The 25,884-nt window shown below is 71.7% G+C and carries 21 protein-coding genes; 8 read left to right on the top strand and 13 right to left on the bottom strand.

Features of this window, described 5'->3' with window-relative positions; genetic code table 11:
• Positions 1–7: 7 nt before the first annotated feature.
• The 3 genes from V3T34_RS12885 to ruvC all read right to left on the bottom strand — a co-directional run bounded on the left by V3T34_RS12885 (position 8) and on the right by ruvC (position 3,813).
• A complete protein-coding gene (locus V3T34_RS12885; RefSeq protein WP_305076445.1) occupies positions 8–1,615 on the bottom strand; it encodes a carboxyl transferase domain-containing protein in 1,608 nt (535 codons plus the stop codon).
• Between the two features lie 11 nt (positions 1,616–1,626).
• A complete protein-coding gene (locus tag V3T34_RS12890) occupies positions 1,627–2,799 on the bottom strand; it encodes an isovaleryl-CoA dehydrogenase (protein ID WP_060845429.1) in 1,173 nt (390 codons plus the stop codon).
• A 456-nt stretch (positions 2,800–3,255) separates the two neighbouring features.
• A complete protein-coding gene (ruvC, locus tag V3T34_RS12895) occupies positions 3,256–3,813 on the bottom strand; it encodes a crossover junction endodeoxyribonuclease RuvC (RefSeq protein ID WP_060845430.1) in 558 nt (185 codons plus the stop codon).
• A 194-nt stretch (positions 3,814–4,007) separates the two neighbouring features.
• Between ruvC and V3T34_RS12900 the strand changes: the two genes are divergently transcribed.
• Positions 4,008–4,763, top strand: a complete 756-nt coding sequence (locus tag V3T34_RS12900; RefSeq protein ID WP_091883141.1) for a sulfite exporter TauE/SafE family protein — start codon at positions 4,008–4,010, stop codon at positions 4,761–4,763.
• 98 nt (positions 4,764–4,861) lie between these two features.
• On the opposite strand, the gene V3T34_RS12905 is transcribed toward V3T34_RS12900, so the two are convergent.
• The 3 genes from V3T34_RS12905 to V3T34_RS12915 form a co-directional block, all read right to left on the bottom strand.
• Positions 4,862–5,713: an urea carboxylase-associated family protein gene (locus V3T34_RS12905; RefSeq protein WP_305076444.1), complete on the bottom strand. Its 852-nt coding sequence runs from the start codon at positions 5,711–5,713 to the stop codon at positions 4,862–4,864.
• 329 nt (positions 5,714–6,042) lie between these two features.
• Complete coding sequence (locus V3T34_RS12910) at positions 6,043–9,534, bottom strand: indolepyruvate ferredoxin oxidoreductase family protein (protein WP_305076443.1); 3,492 nt, start codon at positions 9,532–9,534, stop codon at positions 6,043–6,045.
• 570 nt (positions 9,535–10,104) lie between these two features.
• Positions 10,105–11,037, bottom strand: coding sequence for an acetamidase/formamidase family protein (locus tag V3T34_RS12915; protein WP_305076442.1), 933 nt, complete (start codon positions 11,035–11,037; stop codon positions 10,105–10,107).
• A 245-nt stretch (positions 11,038–11,282) separates the two neighbouring features.
• On the opposite strand from V3T34_RS12915, the gene V3T34_RS12920 reads away from it, so the two are divergent.
• The 7 genes from V3T34_RS12920 to paaE all read left to right on the top strand — a co-directional run bounded on the left by V3T34_RS12920 (position 11,283) and on the right by paaE (position 18,084).
• Positions 11,283–12,725: an amidohydrolase family protein gene (locus tag V3T34_RS12920; RefSeq protein WP_305076441.1), complete on the top strand. Its 1,443-nt coding sequence runs from the start codon at positions 11,283–11,285 to the stop codon at positions 12,723–12,725.
• 171 nt (positions 12,726–12,896) lie between these two features.
• Positions 12,897–13,820, top strand: coding sequence for a PaaX family transcriptional regulator C-terminal domain-containing protein (locus tag V3T34_RS12925; RefSeq protein WP_305076440.1), 924 nt, complete (start codon positions 12,897–12,899; stop codon positions 13,818–13,820).
• Positions 13,821–14,064: 244 nt separating this feature from the next.
• The gene (gene paaA / locus V3T34_RS12930) at positions 14,065–15,066 is read left to right on the top strand and encodes a 1,2-phenylacetyl-CoA epoxidase subunit PaaA (protein WP_060845436.1); all 1,002 of its coding nucleotides are present in this window, start codon (positions 14,065–14,067) and stop codon (positions 15,064–15,066) included.
• Between the two features lie 53 nt (positions 15,067–15,119).
• Positions 15,120–15,404 (top strand): 1,2-phenylacetyl-CoA epoxidase subunit PaaB, encoded by a 285-nt coding sequence (paaB, locus tag V3T34_RS12935; protein ID WP_060845437.1) that lies wholly within the window; start codon positions 15,120–15,122, stop codon positions 15,402–15,404.
• Positions 15,404–16,267: a 1,2-phenylacetyl-CoA epoxidase subunit PaaC gene (paaC, locus tag V3T34_RS12940; RefSeq protein ID WP_331369188.1), complete on the top strand. Its 864-nt coding sequence runs from the start codon at positions 15,404–15,406 to the stop codon at positions 16,265–16,267. Before paaB ends, paaC begins: the two co-directional genes overlap by 1 nt.
• Positions 16,268–16,273: 6 nt before the next feature.
• Positions 16,274–16,798, top strand: a complete 525-nt coding sequence (paaD, locus tag V3T34_RS12945) for a 1,2-phenylacetyl-CoA epoxidase subunit PaaD (RefSeq protein WP_305076437.1) — start codon at positions 16,274–16,276, stop codon at positions 16,796–16,798.
• Between the two features lie 209 nt (positions 16,799–17,007).
• On the top strand, positions 17,008–18,084 hold the full coding sequence (paaE, locus tag V3T34_RS12950; RefSeq protein WP_091883157.1) for a 1,2-phenylacetyl-CoA epoxidase subunit PaaE: 1,077 nt from the start codon (positions 17,008–17,010) through the stop codon (positions 18,082–18,084).
• A gap of 186 nt (positions 18,085–18,270) precedes the next feature.
• Here paaE and V3T34_RS12955 read toward each other — a convergent pair whose 3' ends face one another.
• From V3T34_RS12955 to ppsR, 7 genes are all read right to left on the bottom strand, one after another.
• Entirely contained in the window at positions 18,271–19,827 is a 1,557-nt protein-coding gene (locus V3T34_RS12955; RefSeq protein ID WP_305076436.1) for a c-type cytochrome, read from the bottom strand.
• Between the two features lie 17 nt (positions 19,828–19,844).
• Positions 19,845–20,108 carry a hypothetical protein gene (locus tag V3T34_RS12960; protein ID WP_060845441.1) on the bottom strand — a complete coding sequence of 88 codons (264 nt, stop codon included), beginning with the start codon at positions 20,106–20,108 and terminating at the stop codon, positions 19,845–19,847.
• Between the two features lie 247 nt (positions 20,109–20,355).
• Positions 20,356–20,844: a TspO/MBR family protein gene (locus V3T34_RS12965; protein WP_091883283.1), complete on the bottom strand. Its 489-nt coding sequence runs from the start codon at positions 20,842–20,844 to the stop codon at positions 20,356–20,358.
• Complete coding sequence (locus V3T34_RS12970; RefSeq protein WP_305076435.1) at positions 20,829–22,007, bottom strand: geranylgeranyl diphosphate reductase; 1,179 nt, start codon at positions 22,005–22,007, stop codon at positions 20,829–20,831. The genes V3T34_RS12965 and V3T34_RS12970 overlap by 16 nt, the downstream gene beginning before the upstream one ends.
• 94 nt (positions 22,008–22,101) lie before the next feature.
• Positions 22,102–23,439: a BCD family MFS transporter gene (locus V3T34_RS12975; protein ID WP_305076434.1), complete on the bottom strand. Its 1,338-nt coding sequence runs from the start codon at positions 23,437–23,439 to the stop codon at positions 22,102–22,104.
• The gene (chlG, locus tag V3T34_RS12980) at positions 23,436–24,368 is read right to left on the bottom strand and encodes a chlorophyll synthase ChlG (RefSeq protein ID WP_305076433.1); all 933 of its coding nucleotides are present in this window, start codon (positions 24,366–24,368) and stop codon (positions 23,436–23,438) included. The genes V3T34_RS12975 and chlG overlap by 4 nt, the downstream gene beginning before the upstream one ends.
• A gap of 81 nt (positions 24,369–24,449) precedes the next feature.
• Positions 24,450–25,874 carry a transcriptional regulator PpsR gene (gene ppsR / locus V3T34_RS12985; protein WP_060845445.1) on the bottom strand — a complete coding sequence of 475 codons (1,425 nt, stop codon included), beginning with the start codon at positions 25,872–25,874 and terminating at the stop codon, positions 24,450–24,452.
• Between the last annotated feature and the right edge of the window lie 10 nt (positions 25,875–25,884).

Here is a 25,884-nt window from a genome sequence, read left to right on the forward strand (position 1 = left end):
GCTGTCCTCACATCCGGAACAGGCCGAACCGGGTCTCCGGCACCGGCGCGTTGAGGCAGGCCGAGAGCGACAGGCCGAGCACCCGGCGCGTCTCCTCGGGCAGGATGATGCCGTCGTCCCACAGCCGCGCCGTGGCGTAGTAGGGCGAGCCCTCCTCCTCGAACCCGGCGCGGATCGGCGCCTTGAACGCCTCCTCCTCCTCCGGGCTCCAGGCGCCGCCCCCGGCCTCGATGTTGTCGCGCTTGACGGTGGCGAGCACGCTCGCCGCCTGCTCGGCGCCCATCACCGAGATGCGCGAGTTCGGCCAGGCGAACAGGAAGCGGGGCGAGTAGGCCCGGCCGCACATGCCGTAATTGCCGGCCCCGTACGAGCCGCCGACGATCACGGTGAGCTTCGGCACCGCGGCGGTGGCCACGGCGGTCACGAGCTTGGCGCCGTTCTTGGCGATGCCGCCGGCCTCGACCTCGCGCCCGACCATGAAGCCGGAAATGTTCTGGAGGAAGACCAGCGGGATGCGGCGCTGGCAGCACAGCTCGATGAAGTGCGCCCCTTTCAGCGCGCTCTCCGAGTACAGGATGCCGTTGTTGGCCAGGATCCCGACCGGCATGCCGTGCAGCCGGGCGAACCCCGTGACCAGCGTGGTGCCGTAGAGCCGCTTGAACTCGTCGAATTCCGAGCCGTCGATGAGGCGGGCGATGAGTTCGCGGGCGTCGTACTGCTTGCGCAGGTCCGTGGGCACCAGGGCGTCGAGGTCGCCCGCCCCGTAGGCCGGCTTGACCGAGGCCGCGATGTCGAGGTCGGGCCGCTTGACGGTGTTGAGCCCCCCGACGATGCGGCGCAGGATCGCGAGCGCGTGGGCATCGTCGGTGGCGTAATGGTCGGCGACGCCCGACAGCCGCGCGTGCACGTCGGCGCCGCCGAGGTCTTCCGCGCTCACCACCTCGCCGGTCGCGGCCTTCACGAGCGGCGGACCGCCGAGGAAGATCGTGCCCTGGCGGCGCACGATCACGCTCTCGTCCGACATCGCCGGCACGTAGGCGCCGCCGGCCGTGCACGACCCCATCACGCAGGCGATCTGCGGGATGCCGGCGGCCGACATCTGCGCCTGGTTGTAGAAGATCCGGCCGAAATGCTCGCGGTCGGGAAAGACCTCGGTCTGCTGCGGCAGGTTGGCGCCGCCGGAATCGACGAGGTAGAGGCAGGGCAGCCGGTTCTGGAGCGCGATCTCCTGCGCCCGCAGGTGCTTCTTGACCGTCAGCGGGTAGTAGGTGCCGCCCTTGATGGTGGCGTCGTTGCAGACCACCATCACCTCGCGGCCCGCCACCCGGCCGATGCCGGTGATGATTCCGGCGGCGTGGATGTCGTCGCCGTACATCCCGTTCGCGGCGAGCCCCCCGACCTCCAGGAACGGCGAGCCCGGATCGAGCAGGCGCAGGACCCGGTCGCGGGGCAGGAGCTTGCCGCGGGCGACGTGGCGCTCGCGGGCCCGCGCCGGCCCGCCCGCCGCGGCCGTGGCCCGGTGGCTCTTGAGGGCGGAGCGCAACTCGCTCCAGGCCGCGCGGTTCTGCTCCGCCGCCCCGGAGGTGAGGTCGGCGCTGGTGGGGATGACCGGCATCGGCTCGAACCTCAGGCGGACTTATTGAAGAGCTCGCGGCCGATCAGCATCCGGCGGATCTCGCTGGTACCGGCGCCGATCTCGTAGAGCTTGGCGTCACGCAGGAGCCGCCCGGTCGGGTAGTCGTTGATGTAGCCGTTGCCGCCGAGCAACTGGATCGCGTCGAGGGCGCATTGCGTCGCCCGCTCGGCGGCGTAGAGGATCGCGCCGGCCGCGTCCTCCCGGGTGGTCTCGCCGCGGTCGCAGGCCTGGGCCACCGCGTAGACGTAGGCCTTTGCGGCGTTGGTCGAGACGTACATGTCGGCGAGCTTGCCCTGGACGAGCTGGAACTCGCCGATCGCCTGGCCGAACTGCTTGCGCTCGTGGACGTAAGGGATGACCACGTCGAGGCAGGCCTGCATGATGCCGAGCGGCCCCGCCGCCAGCACCGCCCGCTCGTAGTCGAGGCCCGACATCAGCACGTTGACGCCGCGTCCGACCTGTCCGAGCACGTTTTCCTCCGGGACCTCGCACTCCTCGAAGACCAGCTCGCAGGTGTCCGAGCCGCGCATGCCGAGCTTGTCGAGCTTCTGGGCGGTGGAAAATCCCTTCATGCCCTTCTCGACCAGGAAGGCGGTGATGCCGCGGGGGCCCGCCGCCGGGTCGGTCTTGGCGTAGACCACCAGGGTCTCGGCGATGGGACCGTTGGTGATCCACATCTTGGAGCCGGTCAGCACGTAGCGGTCGCCCCGCTTCTCGGCGCGGGTGCGCATCGACACCACGTCCGAACCGGCCCCCGGCTCGGACATCGCGAGCGCGCCGACATGCTCGCCGGAGATGAGCTTGGGCAGGTATTTCCGCTTCTGCGCGTCCGAGCCGTTGCGGGTGATCTGGTTGACGCACAGGTTGGAGTGCGCGCCGTACGACAGGCCGACCGAGGCGGAGGCCCGCGACACCTCCTCCATCGCCACGCAATGGGCGAGGTAGCCGAGGCCCAGGCCCCCATACTCCTCCTCGACCGTGATGCCGTGGAGGCCGAGCGCCCCCATCTCGGGCCAGAGGTCGCGCGGGAAGGTGTTGGTGCGGTCGATCTCCTCGGCCCGCGGCGCGATCTTCTCCTGCGCGAAGCTGCGCACGCTGTCGCGGATCGCCTCGGCGGTCTCGCCCAGGCCGAAATTGAACTCACGCGCGGCGTTCGGGATCATCGGCGCCTCCTCCCATTTTCTCCATTCATACGAACGATCGTTTTTTAAGACAAGCGGGGAGAGAGCGAAGGACGGACGTGAGACGGATGGTCCGGCACAGCGCCCGACCGATCGGGCGAGCCGGGGTCGAGCGCTCCCAAACTCACAGGGTCATCCCGGTGCCGCGAGGCGGAATCCGGGATCCATATCCATCAATCATGCCGGAAGATGTGGAGCGGCCTTCGCCGGCTTCTCAAGCCTCGGCGGATATGGATCCCGGGCGCCCGCCTTCGGCGAGCCCCGGGACCACCTGGAGGATTTCGGAACCTGTTTGACTTGCGGCGACATAATCGCGAGGGGATTTTCTATCCTACCCTCCACCTCAGGATGAGGTTGCTGATGGGATAGAGTATATCTATCGGTCGATCAGGCTCTCAGAAAATCGGCACGACACCGAAGTCCGGTGTTCGTGATCGCTTACCCCCGCGCCACCGCCCGGGCGATCCGGCCGGCGCCCGGCCCCGCCGCCGCGGCGTGCGTCGCCGCCCTGGCCCGCGACGCCCGGTGGCTCGCATGGGTGATCGCGATGGCGAGCGCGTCCGCCGCGTCCGCCGTGTCGGCGGTGGCCTTGGGCAGGAGGAAGCGCACCATCGCGCCGACCTGGTCCTTCTCGGCGTGGCCGGCGCCGACCACGGTCTTCTTGACGAGGTTGGCGGCATATTCGGCCACCGGCAGGCCGGCGAGGGCCGGCACCAGCAGGGCGACGGCGCGGGCGTGGCCGAGCTTCAGGGTCGCCTGCGCGTCCTTGTTGACGAAGGTTTCTTCCACGGCGGCCTCGTCGGGGAGCATCGTGGCGACGACCTTGGTCAGGCCCTCGTGCAGGCTGCACAGGCGGGTGGCGAGGTCGTCGTCGCCGTTCGACGTCACGGTGCCGCTCGCCACGAAGGCGAGGCGGGTGCCCGTCACGGTGATCAGGCCCCAGCCGGTACGGCGCAGGCCCGGATCGATGCCCAGGATGCGGATCGGTTCGCTCATCGCCGCTCAGGTGTCCTTGCCGTGGATGCGGGCGGCGCCCGCATCATGCCGAAAAACCGTCCCGGCGCGAAGAGCGCCGGTCTCTAGCCGGGAAAACGCTGCGCCGCTAGCACGGGACGTTCCGTGAACATGCCTGAAGCACCCTTGCGCCCGAGACCTTGACGAATCGTAGCCGGGGGGTGCGTGGTGACCTTATGTCACTCGATCCCGCCGCCCTCCTGCCGCTCGACGCCCGGGCCGCCACCCTGTTCCTCGCCGCGCTCGTCGGCGGGCTGGTGCGCGGCTTCACCGGCTTCGGCTTCGCGATGGTGTTCGTGCCGGTGGCCGCCGCCGCCGTCGGACCGGCGGCGGCGGTGGGGCTGATCTGGGTGGTCGACGCGCCGTTCTCGCTGTGGTTCGGCGCCCGCTCCGCGCCGCGGGCGGTCTGGCGCGAGGTGGTGCCGCTCCTGATCGGCTCCACCCTCCTGCTGCCGGTCGGCGTCCAGCTCCTCACCCATCTCGATCCGGCGCTGACCCGCTGGATCACCGCTTGCGCCATCCTGCTGGCGCTCGCCGCGCTCGTCTCGGGTTGGCGCTACAAGGGGGAACCGTCGCTGCCGCTCTCGCTCGCGACGGGGGGCGCCTCGGGACTGGCGAGCGGCTTTGCCGCGCTCGGCGGCATGCCGCTCGCCGTGTTCTGGCTCGCCAGCCAGCGCGCCTCGGCGCGTCAGGTGCGCGACAACCTGATGGCCTATTTCGGCCTCTCGACCCTGGTCTCCGGCGTCGTCTTCACGGCCACCGGCGTCCTCACCGGCCCCCGCTTCGCGGAGGCGGTGCCGCTGCTCCTGCCCTACGGGGTCGGCCTCTGGATCGGCTCGCACGGCTTTCGCCATGCCTCCGACCGGACGTTCCGGGTGATCGCCTACGCGGTGATCCTGGTGGCGGTGTGCCTGGCGTTGCCGCTGCGCTAGACCACTTCACGATCGCATTGCGATCGTGAAGCTCTCTAAGTCATTGTTTTGTCGCATTTTTTTGCAACGAACCGGTTTCCGCTTCGTCGGAAGATGCGCTAGGCCTTGTCCCACCAGCCCTTCTCGGCGTGGAGCCCGTGCTGGCCGCGATAGGGGGCCACCTCCGGGCTCCGCCAGCCCTCGGTCAATTCGGGCGCCAGCCGGTAGACCTCGACGGCGAGCGGCCGGCAGACCTCGATCGGGTCGCGGGCGTCCGGCCCCCAGAGCGGCACCGAGAGGTCGCCGCCCGGGCAGGTCGAGAGGGCGCAGAGCAGGTCGATCTCGGCGAAGAATTCCAGGTAGTCGCCGGCTTTCGCCGGGCAGTCGCGCATGAAGTACAGGTCGTCGTGGTTGAGCCCGGTGACCTGGAACACGTTGAGCACGTCGTGGACGTCGAACTCGGTCAGGCCGAACGGCATCACCGCGCGGGTGAGGTTCGAGTGGCAGTGGAAGTGGAAGTCCTGGCCGGTCAGCAGCTTGTTGACGTAGGGGTCGCAGCGGGTGCCGAGCAGGTCGTGGACCCGGCCGCCGTATTCGTCGGTGCCGTAATGCGCCAGCGTGTCGGCCGTGATGGTGACGAGCGGGCGCAGGAACGGCAGGGTCGACCACAGCCGGTCGAAGGTCGTGACGTGGGCACCCTGGAGCTGGCGGGTGCGCGCCGCCCACAGCCGCTCGCGGGGATCGTGCCGGTTCCAGATGTTGAGGTCGCCGACCTGCGGCCCCTCCGGCGCGACGATCCGGAAGACGTGGCCCGCCGGCACGCTCCAGGCCCGCCCGGTACGGATCGGGACGGTGAACGCATCGACCAGGGTGCGCCCGCCGGTCTCGGTGGCGATCCGCTCGTAGAACGGCCGGTCGACCGACAGGGCCGAGCCCTCGCTGACCTGATAGGCGGCGGGGAAGTCCTTCATGCCGGGGGCTCCGGGTGGGTGTGACGCGTGCCAGGAGTGGCAGAGGTGGAGGGGTGGGGCAATCCGAGACGGGCGCGGGTTACCCCTCCCCCCTCTGCGGGGGAGGGTGGCTCCTGCCTCAGCAGGGGCCGGGAGAGGGGCAGCGCGACGCGGGTCCAGGGAGCGCCCGTCACCACGGTCACGACATCTCCGGAAGCGGCGTCCCCTCTCCCGGCCCCCGTTCGGGGGCCACCCTCCCCCGCAGAGGGGGGAGGGGATAACCCGTGCTCTTCTCGTCTCGAGTGTGCCCCGGATAGCCCTGCCGGCCGCGGGGAGAGGGAGAAGGGAGCCTACTCCGCCGCCGTCGCGAGCGGGGCGTCGTCGGTGCGGAACCGCGCCAGAAACGCCGTCTCCTCGTCCCGCACCGCCTCCAGGTTCCTCGCCTTCACCGGTCCGTAGCCGCGGATGCGCTGGGGCAGACCGGCCAAGCCGACCGCGGCCGCGTGGTTGGCGGGCGTGAGGTCGCGGGCGATCTCCGTGAGCCGCGCCTCGAAGTCCTGGACCAGCCGCCGCTCCTCGCGCCGCTCCCGCGTGTAGCCGAACGGGTCGAGGGCGGTGCCGCGCAGACGCTTCATCCGGGCCAGCATCCCGAAGGCCGTCATCATCCAGGGCCCGAAGGTCATCTTGCGCGGCCGGCCGGTGGCGGGGTCGCGACGGGCGAGGAGCGGGGGCGCGAGGTGGAACTCGTAGCGGAGGTCGTCGCCCTCGAAGGTGCGCTGGACTTGCGCCTGGAAGCTTCCGTCGATGTAGAGCCGCGCGACCTCGTACTCGTCCTTGTAGGCCATCAGCCGAAAGAGCGAGCGGGCGGCGGCGTCGGTCAGGGCCGACTGGCCGGGCACGATCGCGGCTTCCCGCACCCGCACGGCGGAAACAGCCTTGGCGTAGCGCTCGGCGTACGCCGCGTCCTGGTAGGCGGTCAGAAAGGCGACGCGCTTGGCGATCACCCCGTCGAGGTCCGGCGCCAGGTCCGGGGCCGGGGCCTCGACCGCCCGCATGGTCTCAGGCGAGGCCGCCGCGCGCCGGCCCCAGGCGAAGGCCGCGCGGTTCATCGCCACCGCCTCACGGTTGAGCTCGATCGCCTTCAGGAGCGCGTCCCGCGACAGCGGCACCCGCCCGCGCTGCCAGGCGAAGCCCAGCATGAACATGTTGGCGGCGAGCGCATTCCCCAGCACCGAGACGGCGAGGCTCGTCGCGTCGGTGAAGTCCGCGTGCTCCGCGCCCGCGGCCTCGCGGATCGCCCGCTTGATCCGCTCGGCCGGCAGGGAGAAGTCGGGCCGGCGGGTGAACTCGCCGGGCATCACCTCGGCGGTGTTGACGACGAGGTGGGTGCGGCCCTTCGCGATCGCCGACAGCACCTTGCGGTTGCCGCTGACCACGAGGTCGCAGCCGAGCACGAGGTCGGCCGCGCCCGCCCCGACCCGGATGGCGTGGATGTCCTCCTGGTGGTTGGCCAGCCGCACGTGGCTGAACACCGCGCCGCCCTTCTGGGCGAGGCCGGCCATGTCGATCATGCCGAGGCCCTTGCCCTCGAGATGCGCCGCCATGCCGAGGATCGCCCCGACCGTCACCACGCCGGTCCCGCCGACGCCGGTGACGATCAGGTTGTAGGTGCCGTCGATCGCAGGAATCGCCGGCTCGGGGATCCCCGCATCCGGCGACGCCTCGGTCGCGACCGGGACACTGGCCGGCTTGCTACGGGGCTTGGCGCCGTGCACCGTCACGAAGGACGGGCAAAAGCCCTTCACGCAGGAAAAGTCCTTGTTGCAGCTCGACTGGTCGATGCGGCGCTTGCGGCCGAACTCGGTCTCGACCGGCTGCACCGCGACGCAGTTCGACTGCACCGAGCAGTCGCCGCAGCCCTCGCAGACGAGTTCGTTGATGATCACCCGCTTGTCGGGGTCGGGATAGGCGTTGCGCTTGCGCCGCCGGCGCTTCTCGGAGGCGCAGGTCTGGTCGTAGATCATCACCGAGACGCCCGGCACGGCGGCGAGTTCGCGCTGGACCGCGTCCAGCTCGTCCCGGTGGTGGATGGTGAGCCCGTGCGGCCAGCTCACGGTCGAGGGGTACTTGTCCGGCTCGTCGGTGACGAGCGCGATGCGCTCCACGCCTTCCGCCCGCACCTGCGCGGCGATGCGGTCGACGGTGAGCCCGCCCTCGTGCGGCTGGCCGCCGGTCATGGCGACCGCGTCGTTGAACAGGATCTTGTAGGTGATCGTCGTTCCGGTATCGACGGCCCAGCGCAAAGCCAGCGATCCCGAATGGTTGTAGGTGCCGTCGCCGAGATTCTGGAAGACATGGCCACGCTTGGAAAAGGCGTTCTCGCCGATCCAGTTCGCGCCCTCGCCGCCCATCTGGGTGAAGCCGTCGGTCTCGCGGTCCATCCACTGCGCCATGTAGTGGCAGCCGATGCCCGCATAGGCCCGCATGCCGTCGGGCACCTTGGTCGAGGAATTGTGCGGGCAGCCGGCGCAGAAATGCGGGACCCGGGCCGCGATATCGACGGTCTGGGCCAACCGCTCCTGCGCGCCTTTGAGCCGCGCGACGCGGCCCGCGAGGTCGTCGTTGCGGTGGTAGCGCAGCAGGCGCTCGCCCAAAGCCACCGCGATGTCGTTGGGATCGAGCGCGCCCTTCACCGGGAAGAGCCAGTGGCCCGCTTCATCCCGCTTGCCGATGCAGACCGGCTGGTTGGCCGATCCGTACAGCTCCTCGCGCAGCTGCACCTCGATCAGCGAGCGCTTCTCCTCCACCACCATCACGAGGTCGAGGCCCTCGGCGAACTCCGCCAGTTCGCGCCGCGACAGCGGCCACGGGCAGGCGACCTTGTAGAGGCGCAAGCCCATGTCGTTGGCCTTGACCTCGTCGAGGCCGAGGTCGTCCATCGCCTGGCGCACGTCGAGATAGGATTTTCCGACCGTGATGATGCCGATCTTCGGCTGGCGCCCGCCCGAGAGCACGATCCGGTTGAGCCCGTTGGCGCGCACGAAGGCCATCATGGCGTCGCGCTTGAAGTCCTGGAGGCGGGCCTCCTGCTCCAGGATGCCGTCCGGCGTGCGGATGTTGAGCCCGCCCGGCGGCATCAGGAAGTCGTCGGGCAGCACGATCTTCACCCGGTCGAGGCGGGCGTCGACGCTCGCGGTCGATTCGATGTTCTCCTTGATGCACTTGAAGGCGACCCAGGTGCCGCAATAGCGGCTCATCGCGTAGCCGTAGAGCCCGTAATCCAGGATCTCCTGGACGCCGGCCGGGTTGAGGATCGGCGACATCACGTCGACGAAGTGGAACTCCGACTGGTGCGCGACGGTGGAGGATTCCGCCGTGTGGTCGTCGCCCATCAGCGCCAGCACGCCGCCGTGGCGCGAGGTGCCGGCCATGTTGGCGTGGCGGAAAACGTCGCCGGAGCGGTCGACGCCCGGGCCCTTGCCGTACCAGAGGCCAAAGACGCCGTCGTAGCGGCCCTCGCCGCGCATCTCGGCCTGCTGGGCGCCCCACAGGGCGGTGGCGGCCAGCTCCTCGTTGAGGCCGGGCTGGAAGACGATGCCGGCCTGGTCGAGCACCTTCTTGGCCCGCACCAGGTTCTGGTCGAGCCCGCCGATCGGCGAGCCGCGATAGCCCGACACGAAGCCCGCGGTGTTGAGCCCCGCCGCCCGGTCGCGGGCCTGCTGCATCAGCAGCATCCGGATCACGGCCTGGGTGCCGGTGACGAAGACCCGATCGCGGGAGAGGTCGTACTTGTCGTCGAGGTTGACCGACCGAAGGGACGGGGTGGTCGCGGGCGAACCCATCGCGTGTTCCTCCTCCTGGCGCGGTGGGGGCCGGTTCCTCCGGCCTCTCGGGACCACGCAAATATGGCAGCAAGGCTGACATTCGCGGCCGGCCCCGTCAACGCGGCCTGGAGGCATTCCAGACAGGCGACGTCCGCTCGCGCCGCCCGGGAGAGGGAGCGCCCGTCGCATGGCTCTCGCCCGGAGGCGCCAGGTTCGGCAGCCCGACAGAGATCCTGAGATATCCCGCCCTCCCACCTCGTCCCGAGGTGGGAGGGCGGGATAGTCTCGATTATTTTCTCAAAAAGGCTCTCATTGTAATCATCAATTCGGGAATCGCTACGATAGATGGATTTGGATTTCGTTAGATTGATATTCGATCGCCATCGCCTCAAGATAAAATCGACAAATGGCGAAAATCTCGAAATCGAGCCAGGCAGGCTCCGAGGTCCGATGCTCGCCGCGGGGGAGCCGGCCATCGAGCCGCCGATCACGGCCACGCCCGGTCGCGTCGTCCGCCCTGCCCATCCGCGGCTGTCTCCCGGCGCGGCGCACCCTCGACAGCGACCCCGCCGGCCGGTCCGGCCTTCGTCATATCATGTAGTCCTTGCGCAGCATGCAGTGGACGCCCTTGTGCTGGTTGACCGTCTGGGTCACCCGGAGGTCGGCGGCGATGCTGCACAGGGCGTAGGCCTCGTCGCGGGTGACGCCGACACGGCCGACCACGAGGTCGATCATCTCCCGCAGGGCGCGCTCGGCGCAACGGTCGAGGTCGGGGTCGAGGCCCATCGTGATCACGTGGGTCGGCGTCTCGGCCCGGGGATACGCGAGCGCCAGGTCCTGGCGCAGGACGAGTTCGAACGTCCCGGAGAGCGCCGTCTCGATCGCCGTGACGTTGACCTCGCCGTCGCCTTGCGCGCCGTGGCCGTCGCCGCAGGAAAAGAGCGCGCCCTCGGCGAGGACCGGCAGGAAGAGGGTGGTGCCGGCCACCAGCTCCTTGTTGTCGAGGTTGCCGCCGAAGGCACGCGGCACGATCGAGGTGCAGCGGCCCCAGGCCGGCGGCGGGGCCACCGCCATCACGCCGAAGAACGGCGCGAGCGGGATCTCGAGCCCCCACGGCATCCGGGCGGTCAGGCGCCCGCGGTCGAGCGGCAGGGTCATGTGGTGGAAGGCCGGGAAGTCGTCCGGCAGGGTGCCGGCGAGCGGCCGGTGCCGGTTGTAGCCCCAGTCCTGGCGCAGCGACACGTCGAGGATCCGCACCTCCAGCACGTCGCCGGGCCGCGCGCCCTCGATTGCCACCGGTCCCGTCAGGATGTGGCCCGAGGGGATGCCGGTCTCGGCGGCGTGGATCGCCCGCAGCTCCGGTGGCACGTGGAAGCCCTCCGGCGGCAGGGCGTCGGGCCCGCCCGAGACGGTCTCGATCGTCACCCGCTCGCCGCTGCGGATCGTCAGGACCGGCGGTACGGTCGCGTCGAGGTAACCCCAGCGGCAGGTCTCGGGCGAGGCGGGGAGGCGATGCGTCATGGCTCGGGATCCGGGATCGGCGGGCGCGGAAGGAGCAGCATCGCCCGGCGCCGGCGGCGCGTCGAGCGAGGCGGACCCGGAATCGCGCCGGGACGCGCCGCCGGCCGGCGCGGTCCGTCGGGAGGCCCGAGGGGCGAGGCCCCGGGGCCGCGCCGCCCCCCGGGCCGCATCGATCCCGCCACGCCTTCCTGTCGCCGCGTCCCGAGCGTACCCTCGCGGTCCCGAGACGCCGAAGGAGGATCCCGGTGCGCACCCTTGCGGCCCGACATGGTTTCGACGCGCAGGGCGCGGTCCGGGATCTCGCCATCACCATCGCGGACGGGCGGATCGCCGCCCTCGAGGCCGCGGCGGCTCCCGGAGCCGCGGCGGTTTCGGAGGACACCGTCGTCCTGCCGGCGCTCGCCAATGCCCACGACCATGCCCGGCCCCTGCGGCCGAGCTCTGTCGGCGGCTTCAACAAGCCGCTGGAGACCTGGCTCCACCGCCTGGCGCTCCTCGCGCCGGTCGATCCCTACCTGGCGACCCTGGCGCCCCTGGCCCGGGCGGCGCTCGGCGGCCAGGGCGCGGTGATGATCCATCAGGTCCGGCCGACGGGGCTGACCGACTATCCCACCGAGGCGGAGGCGATGGCCCGCGCCGCCCGCGACGTGGGGGTGCGCATCGCCCTCGGCATCGGCCTGCGCGACCGCAACCCTCTGGTCTACGGCGACCACGCCGCGGTGCTCGACGCTCTCGACCCGGCCACGCGGTCAGAGATCGAGTCGCGGTTCCTGAGTCCGATGGCGCCGCTCGCCGAGCAGCTCGCCCGGGTCGAGGCGACGGCGGACGCGGTCGGCGGACCGATGGTCGACGTGCAATACGCCCCGAACGGGCCGCAATGGGGCTCGGACGGGCTCTGGGAGGCGGTCGCCGAGGCCTCCGCCCGCACCGGTCGCCGGGTCACGACCCATCTGTTCGAGACCCGCTACCAGCGCGACTGGGCCGACCGGACCTATCCGGGCGGCCTCGTGCGGCGCTGGCGCGAGATCGGGCTGCTCTCGCCGCGGCTGACCCTCGCCCATTGCGTCCATGCGCGACCGGACGAGCTCGAGATGATCGCCGAGGCCGGCTGCGTGATCGCCGTCAACACCTCGTCCAATCTGGCGCTCCGCTCCGGGATCGCGCCGGTGGCCGAGATGGTGCGCCGCGGCTGCCGCGTGGCCCTCGGCCTCGACGGCCAGGCCTTCGACGAGGACGACGACGCCCTGCGCGAGCTGCGCCTGCTCTGGTCGCTGCATGGCGGCTGGGGCTTCGACGCCGAGATCGCGCCGCGCCGGGCCCTGGCGATGGCGCTGGAGACCGGCCGCATCGCGGTCGGCGCGCCTGAGGGCGGACGGATCGCGGTGGGCGCCCCCGCCGATCTCCTCGTCCTCGACCGCGCCGCGCTCGACGAGGACGCTCTGGCGGAGGTCGACCCCCTCGACCTGCTGTTCGCCCGTGCCACCAAGCGCCACGTCCGGGAGCTGATCGTCGCCGGGCGCACGGTCGTGCGGGACGGGGTCGTCCTCGGCGTCGACCTTGATGGCGCGCACCGGGCCCTGCGCGATGCCTGCCGGGCGGCGATGCCCGCGCGCGCGGGCCTCTGGCGGGCCATGCCGGGCTTCGAGGCGGCCGTTGCCGGCTATTACCGCCGCCTCGGCTGCTGCTGACGACCGGTGCGGGTCCGTGCCGCCGGCTCCCGCGCCCGGCATCGGAGCCCCGGGATCGCGGTCCGGTTGTGCGGTCGCCGATTTCTGCGTAAGTCGCCGGGCCCGCTCCGTTTCGGTCGAGGACGGGACGACGGATGACGGCGGCGGCACCCGCCCGGGTCGGGAGGCGGTGTGAGCGACGCGCGCGGATCCTCGGCGGATCGCAACGGGGAGGCCCGGGGAGCGGCCCTGATCTCGCGCCTCGTGGATGCCGTGTCGCTGCGCTCGGGCGGCTTCATCGTCACCCTCTACGGCGACGTCGTCGAGCCGCGCGGCGGCCGGCTGTGGATGGGCAACATCGTCGAGACCTGCCGGATGGTCGGCATCAGCGAGACGCTGGTGCGGACCGCGGTGTCGCGGCTCGTGGCCGCCGGGCAGCTCACCGGCGAGCGCCAGGGCCGGCGCAGCTTCTATCAGCTCACCGCGGCGGCGCGGCGCGAGTTCCTGTCGGCCGCCCGGACCCTGTTCGAGCCGCAGCCCGAGACCGGCTGGCTGCTCGTCTGGCTCGGGGCGGAGCCGGACGGCGAGGCAGGGCCGGCGCTGGAGCGGGCGGGCTTCGTCCGCCTCGGGCCGCAATGGCTGCTCGGGCCGGACCATCACCGGCCGGCGGATCCCGCCCTGGTGGTCTTCGAGGTCGGGCCGAAGGCCGACCGGGCGGCGGGGTCGCGGCTCGCGGACCTCGTCGCCGCGCATTGGGACCTCGCCGCCTTCGAGGCCGCCTACGCGGCCTTCCTGGCGACCTTCGCGGGCATCGACGAGGCGCTCGCGGCCGGGCTGTGCCCGACCGACGCCGAGGCGCTGCAACTGCGGCTGCTCCTCGTCCACGCCTACCGCCACGCGGCGCTCAGGGATGCGCGCCTGCCCGCCGCGACCCTGCCGCCCGACTGGAGCGGGCACCGCGCCCGCCGGCTCTTCGCCGACCTCTACCTGCGCCTCTCGCCCGCCGCCGACCGCTATGTCGGGCAGCATCTCCTGGCCGGCGACGGCCCGTTGCCCGCGCGAACGGCCGAGACCCTCGGGCGCACCGCCTCCCTGACCCGGGTCCGAGACGCCTGACCCGCCCTGCGGTACCGGCCGCCGCCCTTCGAGGCCGGATCGAAACATCACAATAAATCTGCAAAACCGCGTTGTGATGTGATGCTTTCGGTGGTAGGGACTGTCGCAGACGATCGGCCTCCATGGGCCGACGACAAGGGCCGCCGCGCCCGGGAGGACGGCTCGAAGCCCGATCGCGTCGGAGCACGCACCGGGCGGCGTTCGGAACCCCGTCACGGTCCGCAACCGGCAGGAGGGTCACGGCATGTACGCGCAGCTGGTGAAGACCGACAGCACCCATGTCCGCGGCCGCGACGAGATGTCGGCCGAGGAGCGCGCCTTCCAGGAGCGGATCGACCGCGGCGAGAAGATCGAGCCGAAGGAGTGGATGCCCGAGGGCTACCGCAAGACCCTGATCCGGCAGATCGGACAGCACGCCCATTCGGAGATCGTCGGGCAGTTGCCGGAGGGCAACTGGATCACCCGGGCGCCGACGCTGGAGCGCAAGGCGATCCTGCTCGCCAAGGTCCAGGACGAGGCCGGGCACGGCCTCTACCTCTACTGCGCCGCCGAGACGCTCGGCGTCAGCCGCGACGAGCTGATGGAACGGCTCCACGCCGGCACGATGAAGTACTCGTCGATCTTCAACTACCCGACCCTGACCTGGGCCGACATGGGCGCGGTGGGCTGGCTGGTCGACGGCGCGGCGATCATGAACCAGGTGCCGCTGCAGCGGACCTCCTACGGCCCCTACAGCCGGGCGATGATCCGGATCTGCAAGGAGGAGAGCTTCCACCAGCGCCAGGGCTACGACCTCATGATGAGGATGGCGCGCGGCACCCCGGCCCAGAAGCACATGGCGCAGGATGCCCTCAACCGGTTCTGGTACCCGGCGCTGATGATGTTCGGACCGTCCGACAAGGACTCGGTCCACTCGGCCCAGTCGATGGCCTGGAAGATCAAGATGAACACCAATGACGAGCTGCGCCAGAAGTTCGTCGACCAGACCGTGCCGCAGGCCGAGCATCTCGGCCTGACGGTCCCGGACGAGGGGCTGCGCTGGAACGAGGAGAAGGGCGGCTACGATTTCTCCGAGCCGGACTGGAACGAGTTCTACGAGGTCATCGCCGGCAACGGCCCGTGCAACCGCGAGCGGCTGGGCGCCCGGGTGAAGGCCTGGGAGGACGGCGCGTGGTTTCGCGACGGGCTCAAGGCCCATGCGGACAAGCAGGTGCGCCGCTCCGCCATGGCGGTGGCGGCCGAGTAGCCGGGCGCCCGGCACGAGCCGCCCCGCAACACGACATCCCGGGAGGATCGAGCATGTCCAGCGAATGGCCGTTATGGGAGATCTTCATCCGCGGTCAGCACGGCCTGAACCACCGCCACGTCGGCAGCCTGCACGCGCCCGACGCGGCGCTCGCGATCAAGAACGCCCGCGACGTCTACACGCGGCGCAACGAGGGCGTGAGCATCTGGGCGGTGCGGTCGAGCGACATCGTGGCGTCGAGCCCGAGCGACAAGGGCCCGCTGTTCGAGCCGGCCAACAGCAAGGTCTACCGGCACCCGACCTTCTACGACATCCCGGACGAAGTGGGGCATATGTGATGTCGTCCCTGCCCGACGTGATGACCAAGGACGCCGCCGCCCTCGCCGCGGCGGCCGCGGCCGGGGCTCACCCGGCTCCCGAGGCGGCCCGGGACGCCCCGCTGGCGCCGGCCCGCGCCGCGCTGTTCGAGTTCCTGACCCGGATGGGCGACAACACCCTGGTCCTCGGCCACCGCCTGTCGGAATGGTGCGGCCACGGCCCGGTGCTGGAGGAGGACATCGGCGTCGCCAACATCGCCCTCGACCTGATCGGCCAGACCCAGTTCTGGCTCGGCCTTGCCGGCGAGGTCGAGGGGAGGGGGCGCACCGCCGACGACCTCGCCTTCCTGCGCGACGTCTGGGACTTCCGCAACGTCCTCATGGTCGAGCTGCCGAACGGCGATTTCGGCCAGACGGTCATGCGCCAGTTCCTGTTCGACGCCTGGCACGTCGCGATGCTGCGCGCCCTGACCGCATCGTCGGAGCCGCGCGTCGCCGAGATCGCCGCGAAGGCGATCAAGGAGGCGCATTACCATCTCGAGAAGTCGGCCGACCTGGTCGTGCGGCTCGGCGACGGCACCGAGGAGAGCCATCGCCGGATGCAGGCGGCGCTCGACATCCTGTGGCCCTATGCGGGCGAGCTCTTCTTGAGCGACGCCGCGGACGCGACCCTGGCCGAGGCCGGCATCGCCCCCGATCCGGCCAGCCTGCGCGCCGCCTTCGACGCCGCGGTGCTGCCGGTCCTGGCCGAGGCGACGCTCGCGGTGCCGCCCGGGTCGTTCGCCCAGAAGGGCGGCCGCCGGGGCGTCCACACCGAGCATCTCGGGCGCATGCTGGCCGAGATGCAGTTCCTGCAGCGCGCCTATCCCGGCGCGACCTGGTAGGGCGCCATGCAGGCTCACGCCCGGCCGGCGCCCGACGAGATCCGCGGCTGGCTCGCCGCGGTGCCCGACCCCGAGATCCCGGTGATCTCGGTGGTCGATCTCGGCATCGTCCGCGATCTGACCTGGGACGGCGACACCCTGGTGGTCACGGTGACGCCGACCTATTCGGGCTGCCCCGCGACGGCCGCGATCAACGTCGCGATCGAGGTGGCGTTGCACGAGCATGGGATCGCGCGCGTGCGCATCGAGCGATCGCTGACGCCCCCTTGGACCAGCGACTGGATCGGCGAGGCCGCCCGGGAGAAGCTGCGGGCCTATGGCATCGCCCCGCCGATCGACGGGACGGCGGCGGACGGCCGGCTGCTCGGGCGGGTCGGCCGGCTCGCCGGCGGCTCGAACCTCGCGGTCGCCTGCCCGCGCTGCGGCTCGAACCGGACCGAGCGGGTCAGCCAGTTCGGCTCGACGCCCTGCAAGGCGAGCTGGCGCTGCACGGACTGCCTCGAGCCGTTCGACTACTTCAAGTGCATCTAAGCGGATTTCGCCGAAATGGTTGCCGGTTCGGCGCCGACAATCTGCGACGAAACAGGAACCTAAGCGGGCGAAGCGTTGGCCTGCCAACGCAAGTCTGCTCGGAGCGGCGCGTTCGAGCGCCGTTCCCGGCCTCGATTCGACAGCATGGTCCGCGACGACACGGTCTCGACGTCGGCGGACACTTCTCAAACCTGGGACGACCGGCGGTCATGGCACGCTTCTATCCCCTCGACGTCGCGGAGGTCCGGCGCGAAACCCGGGACGCGGTGGTCCTCACCCTCAGGCCCCGCGACGGCGATGCTGACGCCTTCGCGTTCACCCAAGGCCAGTACCTGACCTTCCGGCGCGCCTTCGACGGCGTCGAGTTGCGCCGCTCGTACTCGATCTGCGCCGGCCGGGACGAGGGGGCGCTCAAGGTCGGCATCAAGCGCGTCGAGGGCGGCGCGTTCTCGACCTGGGCCAACCAGGAGCTGAGGCCCGGCGACGTGCTCGAAGCCATGCCGCCGATGGGTACGTTCCACGCGCCGATCGAGCCGGAGGTCGCCAAGCACTATCTGGGATTTGCCGGCGGCAGCGGCATCACGCCCGTCCTGTCGATCCTCAAGACGGTGCTCGCCCGCGAGCCGCGCTCGCGCTTCACGCTGGTCTACGCCAACCGCCAGATCTCCTCGATCATGTTCCGCGAGGAGCTGGACGACCTCAAGAGCGCGCATCTCGGCCGGCTGTCGGTCGTCCACGTGCTCGAGAGCGAGACGCAGGAGATCGACCTCTTCACCGGGCGCGTCGACGCCGACAAATGCGCCGCGCTGTTCCGCCTCTGGATCGATGTCGGGTCGGTCGACACCGCCTTCATCTGCGGGCCGGAGCCGATGATGCTGGCGATTGCCGCGTCCCTGCGCGAGCACGGCCTGTCGGACGCGCAGATCAAGTTCGAGCTCTTCGCCTCGGGCCAGCCGGGCCGGGCCAGGGCGCGGGCGGCCGGGACGGCGGCATCGGCCGCGGAGGCCCAATGCGAGGCGACCGTGACCCTCGACGGTGCGACGCGCACCTTCCGGATGCCCAAGCAGGGCGAGAGCCTGCTCGACGCCGCGTTGGCGAACAGCCTGGACGCGCCCTACGCCTGCAAGGCCGGCGTCTGCTCGACCTGCCGCGCCAAGGTGCTGGAGGGCGAGGCCGAGATGATCACGAACCACGCGCTGGAAGATTACGAGGTGCGCCAGGGCTACATCCTGACCTGCCAGTGCTACCCGACGACGGACAGGCTGGTGGTCAGCTACGATCAATAGAGGCGGCGGGGAGGGTGCCCGGGGCCGAGGGCGACCGAGGCTTGCCGCCCGCAGGGCAGCGTCCCGGTCGACAGCAGGCCTGGTCTCCAGGTGCGAATCCGGGCCTCGAGGATCGCGCTTCGAGACGGCCGAGCGCGGCGGGCGCGTGCTCGGCCCGACCGGATCGACGGCTCGCCGCAGCGGCGTCTACTTCTCCACCCGGCTCGGGTTCTTCACCTGCCCGTAGACCACGCCGGCGAAACTGCCGATCGTCGTCGGCCAGTCGAGGCCGGTGGCCTTGTGGTCGGCCACCTGGCAGAAGGTGGCGGTCAGCCCGTTGACCAGGTCGGCCGAGCTCGCCTGCGGCGCGGCCTGGCGCAGGGCCGGCAGCAGGGCGCTCACCCGCGGCAGCATCTGCTCGGCCTTGAGGTCCTTGAGCTGGCCCGCCGCGTCGACGGTCTTCAGCGCCTCGACCAGCTTCGGGTTCGAGACGGTCTCGCACGGGGCGTTTCCGGCCAGCATGCTCTGGGTCTCGGCGCGCAGGCTCGCCACCTGGCCGGGCTCGGCGGTCGGCGGGGCCTCGTTGCCGAAGGTCTGGCGGACGTAGTTCGTCACCGCCGCCACGTCGGCATCGGTCATGCCGACGCCCACCGCCGGCATCGCCGCGTACTCGCCCTTGGCGTCGAGGCCGCCGAGAATCACCCGGATCACCGTCTCGGGTCCCTTGGCCAGCACCGCGCCGTTGCCGGCCAGCGCCGGGATCGCTCCGGGCTGGCCCTGGCCGTCCGGCCGGTGGCAGGCGACGCAGCGGTTGAGATAGACGTCCGCCCCCGGGGCCGAGGCCTGCTTGAAGTCGGACTTCACGTCGGGCGTATAGGTGGGCTTGGGCGCCAGCGTCTTGAGGTAGACCGCGATGGCGCGTACGTCCTCGTCGGTCATCTTGCTCAGGCTCTCCTCGATCACCTGCCGCATCGGCCCGGCGACCACGCCGGCCCGGCCGGGCGCCGCACCGGTCTTGAGGTAGGTGAAGAGCTGGTCCTCGCTCCACTTGCCCAGCCCCTCCTTGTCGTCGCCCGAGAGGTTGGGCGCGTACCAGCCGTCGATCGTGCCGCCCTCGAGGTAGCCGCTCCATTGCGAGGCGCCGACGAGCTTGCTGCCGTTGTGGCAGGCGCCGCAATGGCCGGGGCCTCCGACCAGGTAGGCGCCGCGGTTGACCTGTTCGCTCGCCTGCGGATCGGGCTTGAACCGCCCTTCGGTGAAGAAGGCGAGGCGCCAGGCGAGCAATCCCTCGCGGATGCTGAACGGGAAGGCGATGTCGGTCGGCTTGCGCGGCGCGTTCACCGGCTCAAGGGAGAACAGGTAGGCCTTGATCGCCTGCACGTCCTCGTCGCTCAGGCGGGTGTACCAGGGAAAGGGAAACGCCGGGTAGAGGTAGCTGCCGCTCTTGGTGATGCCCTGGTGCATCGCGCGCTTGAAGTCGTCGTCGCTCCAGCTGCCGATGCCGGTCTCCTTGTCGGGGGTGATGTTCGGGGTCGCGAGCTTGCCGATGCCGCCCGGGAAGTTGATGTAGAGCCCGCCCGCATAGGGCTTGCCCCCCGGCGCCGTGTGGCAGGCGACGCAGTCGCCGGCGGTGGCGAGATAGCGGCCCTTCTCGACGAGGTCGGAGCCGGCCGGCTGTGCCAGGGCCGCGCCGGCCGCGAGGCTGAGCGCGCCGGAGCCGGCAAGAGCGGTGAGCAGGCGGCGGGTGACGGGCTGGCGGCGCATCGGGGCTTCCTCCGGGGTTATGGGGCGGCGGAGCGCAACCGCAGCCAGAGATCGGCGACGTGGGCGGCGCCCGCCCCCGCGAGGGCGGCGGCGAGCCAGAATCCGGGAGCCCCGGCAAGGACGAGGCGCAGGGCGAGCATCAGGCAGGCCCCGGAGGCGAGATTGATCAGGAGGGCGGTCCGTCCCGGCCCGCGCCGCCACAGGGCGAGGTATCCGGCCTCCGCGGCGACGATCAGCAGCGCGACGTCGACGATGTGACCGCTGGTGAGGAGGTCAGGCACGCATCAATCCTCCTGCAGGCACCGAAGATGCGCAGTCGACCGGGAAGGTAACGTAGGTGACGACCGGTTCCAGCCCTGCAAACTCGAAAAACAGGGTGCGCGTTCACCGAAATCGCGTCGCGGTTCACGATGTCGCATCCGTCTCAATCGATCCCGTACGATCCGATTTTTCGCCAGCGAAGAACTCCGTCGAGGAGTGGACAGAACGAGGCCGGGCGGCCGACCCGCCGATGCTTGCGAGGTCCGATCAGAACGGTCCGTTCAGCCGCACGATCGACCGGTTGAGCAGGGCCGCGATGCCGACCCAGGCGAGGTAGGGCAGAAGCAGCGCCGCCCCGAGGCCGGAATGCCGCCCGACGACCACGATCAGCCCCAGCACCGACAGCCACAGGGCGGCGACCTCGACGAGCGCCCAGTCCGGCCGGCGCAGGCGGAAGAACACCCCGCTCCAGGCGATGTTGAGGAGACCGTTCACCCCGAAGGCGGCGATGAGCCAGGTCCGCTCGCGCCCGTCCGGGGCGGCGTTCCAGGCCAGGACCCCGGCGATGGCGGTGAGCGTGAAGATGGTGGTCCAGACCGGCCCGAACGCCCAGTCGGGCGGCTTCCAGGACGGGACCCGCAGGCTGCGGTACCAGGGACCGAGGGCGGTGAGCCACGCGCCGGCCGCCGCCACCACGATGGCGGCGAGCGCCGCCACGACGATCGGGGTCCAGCCCCCGCTCACGGCGACACCCAGCGGAAGAGATGCGCGAGGTCCTTGAAGAAGATCCGGGCATGCGCGGCGGGTTTGGCCCGCACCAGTTCCTTGTTCATGTAGGCGTCCCAGGTCAGCGACTGCACGTCGGGGTCGCGGCAGATGCTGACGAAGCGCTCGCGCAAGGCATCGTTGCGGTACCAGACCGACTGCATCAGCCGCAGGATCCAGAACACCCGGCCATGCGTCCGGAGGAAGCGGCGCCGCGCCTGGCCCAGGGCGCGGGGGTTGCCGGTGGCGAGGAAGTCGTGCGCGGCCTGCGCGGCGAGGCGCCCGCCGAACATCGCGTAGTAGATGCCCTCGCCCGAGGCCGGGGCGACGAGGCCGGCGGCGTCGCCGGTCAGCAGCACGTCGCGGCCGTTGTCGAAGCGCGCGAGCGGCTTGAGCGGCAGCGGCGCGCCCTCGCGCCGGATCGTCTCGCCGCGATCGAGCCCGGTCGCGGCGCGCAGGCGGCCGACCGCCCCGCGCAGCGAGAATCCCTTCCTCGCGCTGCCGGTGCCGATGCTCAGCGTGTCGCCGTGCGGAAAGATCCAGGCGTAGAAGTCCGGCGACAGGACGCCCTGATAGTAGACGTCGCAGCGCGTATCCTCGACGGCGCCGCCGGGCGGCGTGCGGACGATCTCGTGATAGGCGAAGACCTGCCGCATCCGGGCATGCGCGGGAACCTCCTGGCGGCCCACCGCCGAGTTGGCGCCGTCGGCCCCGATCACCAGGCGGGTGCGCAGGGACGCCTCCGCCCCGGCGGCGTCGCGGTACCGCACGGTCACCGGCCCGTCGCCGGCGCGGGAGAGGCGCAGGTAGGTGCCGGTCACCCGCTCGGCCCCGGCGAGCGCCGCGCGCACGCGCAACCACTCGTCGAACGGGCCGCGGTCGACCATGCCGACGAAGCCCTCGCCGACCGGCATGTCGACCGCGCGGTCCTTGGGCGAGACCATCCGGGCGGAGCGGATCTTCGCCACCAGGAGCTCGTCGGGAATCGCGAAGTCGCGGATCAGCCGGGGCGGGATCGCGCCGCCGCAGGGCTTGATGCGTCCGGCCCGGTCGAGCAGCACGACCCGGCGCCCGAGCCGCGCGAGGTCCGCCGCCGCCGTCGCCCCGGCCGGCCCGCCTCCCACCACCACCGCGTCGAGGATCGTCTCGTCCATGGCCGTGCCTCCCGTCCGGGCCGGCTCGCGGCCGGATCGTTTCGTGTCAGACGATTTCCGGCTGATCGCTTCGCGACGCGGAAATCGGCTTCGCTCAGACCGCGTGCCGCACCGACAAGCCTTCGAGCGGCCGCGGATCCCGGGCCGGACGGCCGATCCGGGCGGCGAGCCCGGCCGCGACGAGGAACAGGGCCGCCTCGGTGACGAACACCGTCGCGTAGGCCGGCACCACCGTGCCGAAGGCGAGGCGGGCGAGGTCGACGCCCGCCGCGCCCAGGAAGCCGCCGAGCCCGAAGGCGATGCCCTGGGCCGCGCCCCACACCCCCATCCGGGTGCCGTGGCGGCTCTCGCCGTCGGGAGCCCCGCCATGGCCGGCGAGCGCCATCATCGAGCCGATCGCCGCGACCGCGAACATGCCGTTGAACAGGCCGAGCCCGGCGACGCAGGTCCGCAGCGGCGCGCCCGGCCCCGCAAGGCCGCAGGCCGCGATGGCGGCGAGCGCCGCCGCCGAGCCGAGGCAGCCGGCGACGGTCCAGAGCCGCAGCGAGGCCAGCTTCCCGCGCCCGTTGGCGGTGACGAGCGCCACCAGGATCATGCCGGCGAGCACCCCGCCGTTCTGGAGACCCGAGAGCTTGGTGGTCGCCCCAGGCGAGAGCGCGAAGACGAGGCCGGCGAAAGGCTCGAGAATCAGTTCCTGCGCGCTGTAGGCGAGCATGGCCAGGAAGACGAACACCGTGAAGCGGCGCGCCTCCGGCTCGGCCCAGACCTCGGCCAGCACCCGGGCGAAGGGCCGTGCCGGCCCGGGCGGCTGCGGGGCCGCCGGGGCGCGGGCCGGCTCGACGCCCCACACCGCCGCGAGCGCGACCAGGAAGGCGATCAGCGACACGCTGCCCGAGACCGCGACGAGGCGCTCGCCCGAGAACGGGTCGAGGAGGTGCCCGGCGGTCGGCGCGGTGACGACGAAGCCGGCGATCATCATGATCCAGACGATCGTCGCGGCCGCGCCGCGGCGGTGGGGCGCGACGCCGGTGGAGAGCAGCACCAGGAGGGAGGTGCCGGCCGCCCCGACCCCGATGCCGACGGCGAGGAAGGACACGACGAGGACGACGAAGCCGAGCGCCGGCTGCCCGGCGACGAGCGCCGTGCCGAGGGCCGCCCCGAGCCCGCCGAGCGCCAGCAGCGCCATGCCGCCGACGATCCACGGCGTGCGGCGCCGGCCGAGATCCGAGCCGTAGCCCCAGCGCGGGCGCAAGATCTGCACGGCGTAGTGCAGCGCCACGAGCCCGCCGGGCAGGGCGGCGGGGAGTGCCAGTTCCACCACCATCACCCGGTTGAGGGTCGAGGTGATCAGCACCACGATGGCGCCGAGGGCGGTCTGGACGAGGCCGAGGCGCACGATGGTGCCCCAGCCGAAGCCGGTCGTCGCGCTCATGCGGCGCCTCCCTGCAGGGCGAGCGCCGCGGTGAGCATGCCGAGCACCGAGAGCAGCGTGCCGGTGCCGTTGTACCAGGCGGCCCACCGGTGCGGATCGGACAGGAAGCGGCGCATCAGGACGCCCTGGCCGGCGAGCAGGGCGGCGACGAGGGCGGCGTGCCAGGGCATTCCCCAGGCTGCCAGCGCCGCGACGACCACGACCTGCGGCGCCGCCATGACGAGGCAGGCGAGGCGGGCGGCGCGGCCGGCGCCGAGCTGGACCGGCAGCGAGCGGATGCCGGTGCGCCGGTCGCCCTCCATCGACTTGAAGTCGTTGAGGGTCATGATGCCGTGGGCGCCCAGGCTGTAGAGCGCGGCGACGAGCACGATCCGCCCGTCCGGCAGGGCGCCCGCCATCACGGCGGCGCCGGTGAACCAGGGCAGGCCCTCGTAGCAGAGGCCGCAGGCGGCGTTGCCCCACCAGCCGTTGCGCTTCAGCCGGAGCGGCGGCGCGCTGTAGGCCCAGGCGAGCGCCAGGCCGAACACGCCCGCGCCGAGCACCCAGGGACCGAGCAAGGCCGCGACGGCGAGCGACAGCAGCGTCCAGGCGAGCGCGACGAAGAGGCCCCAGCGGCCCGGCATGCGGCCCGAGGGGATCGGCCGGTCCGGCTCGTTGATGGCGTCGACGTGCCGGTCGAACCAGTCGTTCGCGGCCTGGCTGGTGGCGCAGACCAGGGGGCCGGCGAGCAGGATCCCGGCGAGGATCACCGGCCAGCGCCCCTGGACCGGGACGCCGGACGAGACCACCCCGCAGGCGAAGGCCCACATCGGGGCGAACCAGGTGATCGGCTTGAGCAGTTCGAGGAGCGCGCCCGGCTCCGGCACCGCCGACGGCTTTGCCAGGAGCGGCGGCTTCGGCAGGGGCTTGAGCAGGGGCTCGGTCGACATGCCGGGAGGGTGGAACCGCCCCGCGCGAGTGTCAAGCGGACTTTACACTTCCGGCCGTGCCGTCACGCAAGCGTGCGCGGCTCAGGCGTCGGCGTCGTCGGGTTCCTCGGAGCCGTCGAGGTCGCCGAGGCCGTAGCGGCGCATCTTGGCGTAGAAGCCCTGGCGGCTCAGGCCCAGCATCTCGGCCGCCGAGGCGCGGTTGTCGTGGGTGATGCGCAAAGCCGCCTCGATGCACAGCCGCTCGATCAGGTCGGTGGTCTCGCGCACCAGCGCCTTCATCGAGACGCGGCCGACGAGCTCGGTCATGTGCTCGACCGAGCGCGGCAGCTCGCGCCCGCCCGGCAGGCTCCCGGGCATCGCGGCGGCGACGCGCCGGGGCAGGCTGCGCAGGGTGAAGCCGAAGCAGGGCCGGTCGCCCCCCGGCACCGAGACCGCCGCGACCTCGACCTCGTCCACCGCCCCGAACTCGCCCCGCACCACGGTGGCGAAGTGGCGCACCGCGCCGTGCTCGGCGAGCGTCGTGAAGAGCGCCGCGATCTCGGTGCCCTCGCGCCCCAGCCAGCGATCGAGCGATTCGCCCTTGGCCTGGTGCTCGGTGGCGAGCTGGGCGAGGTCGAGGAAGGCGGCGTTGACCCCGATGATGCGACGGTCGCGGTCGGTGACGACGAAGCCCTCGGGCATCGCCTCGATCACGTCGAGCGCCCCGGAGCGCAGGGCCGCCGGGCTCTCGACCGGCGCGAGCGGGCTGAGGCGGACGAGAACGCTCGTCCCCGCCTCCTCGCGGAACAGGGTGGCGGAGACCCGCGCCTCGCCGCGCCGCTGGGCGAGCCGGGCGGCGAGGTCCTCGGCCTGGCCGGTCAGGCGCAGGCCGACGAGCAGCGCCTGGACGGCGCGGGCGCTCTCGGGCTCGAACAGGTCGACGAGGTCGCGCCCGACGACGCGCTTGACCGCCCGGCCGAGCAGGCGGGCGGCGGCCGGGTTGACCTCGCCGATGCGGCGGGTCGCGGCGTCGACGATCAGGATCGGCTCGCCGGCGAGCTGGAACAGCACCCGGTAGCGGGTCTCGGCACCGCGCAGGCGGGCGTAGTCGCGCTCGAGCGCCTGCTGCGAGTCCGTCAGCCGCTGCTGCAGGGCCGAGAGCGCCCGCAGGTCGCGGCCGATCACGATGATGCGGTCGTCGTCGGGCACCCGCAGGGCCGCGTAGCGGATCGGCACGTCGGCGCCGCCCTGCGCCGAGGGGTGGTTGACCTGGCGCCAGCGCGTGACGGCGCCGGGCTCCGCATCCTCGATCAGGCGCAGGACCTTGGGCCGGCTCTCCACCGTCACGGTATCGATCCAGCGCCGCCCGAGCCAGGTCTCGCCGGCCTCCTCGGACAGGCCGTCGGCTCCGAAGGCGGCGTCGCGGATCACCCCGTCGCCGTCGACCACGAGGGACACGTCGCTGGCGGCAGCGACGAGGCTGCCCGTCATCCGGGGATCGAGGCGGGAGACGGCATCTCGAAGCACCGCGAAAGAT

Source organism: Methylobacterium ajmalii (assembly GCF_036448855.1).
In the GTDB taxonomy this organism is placed as follows: Bacteria; Pseudomonadota; Alphaproteobacteria; order Rhizobiales; family Beijerinckiaceae; genus Methylobacterium; species Methylobacterium ajmalii.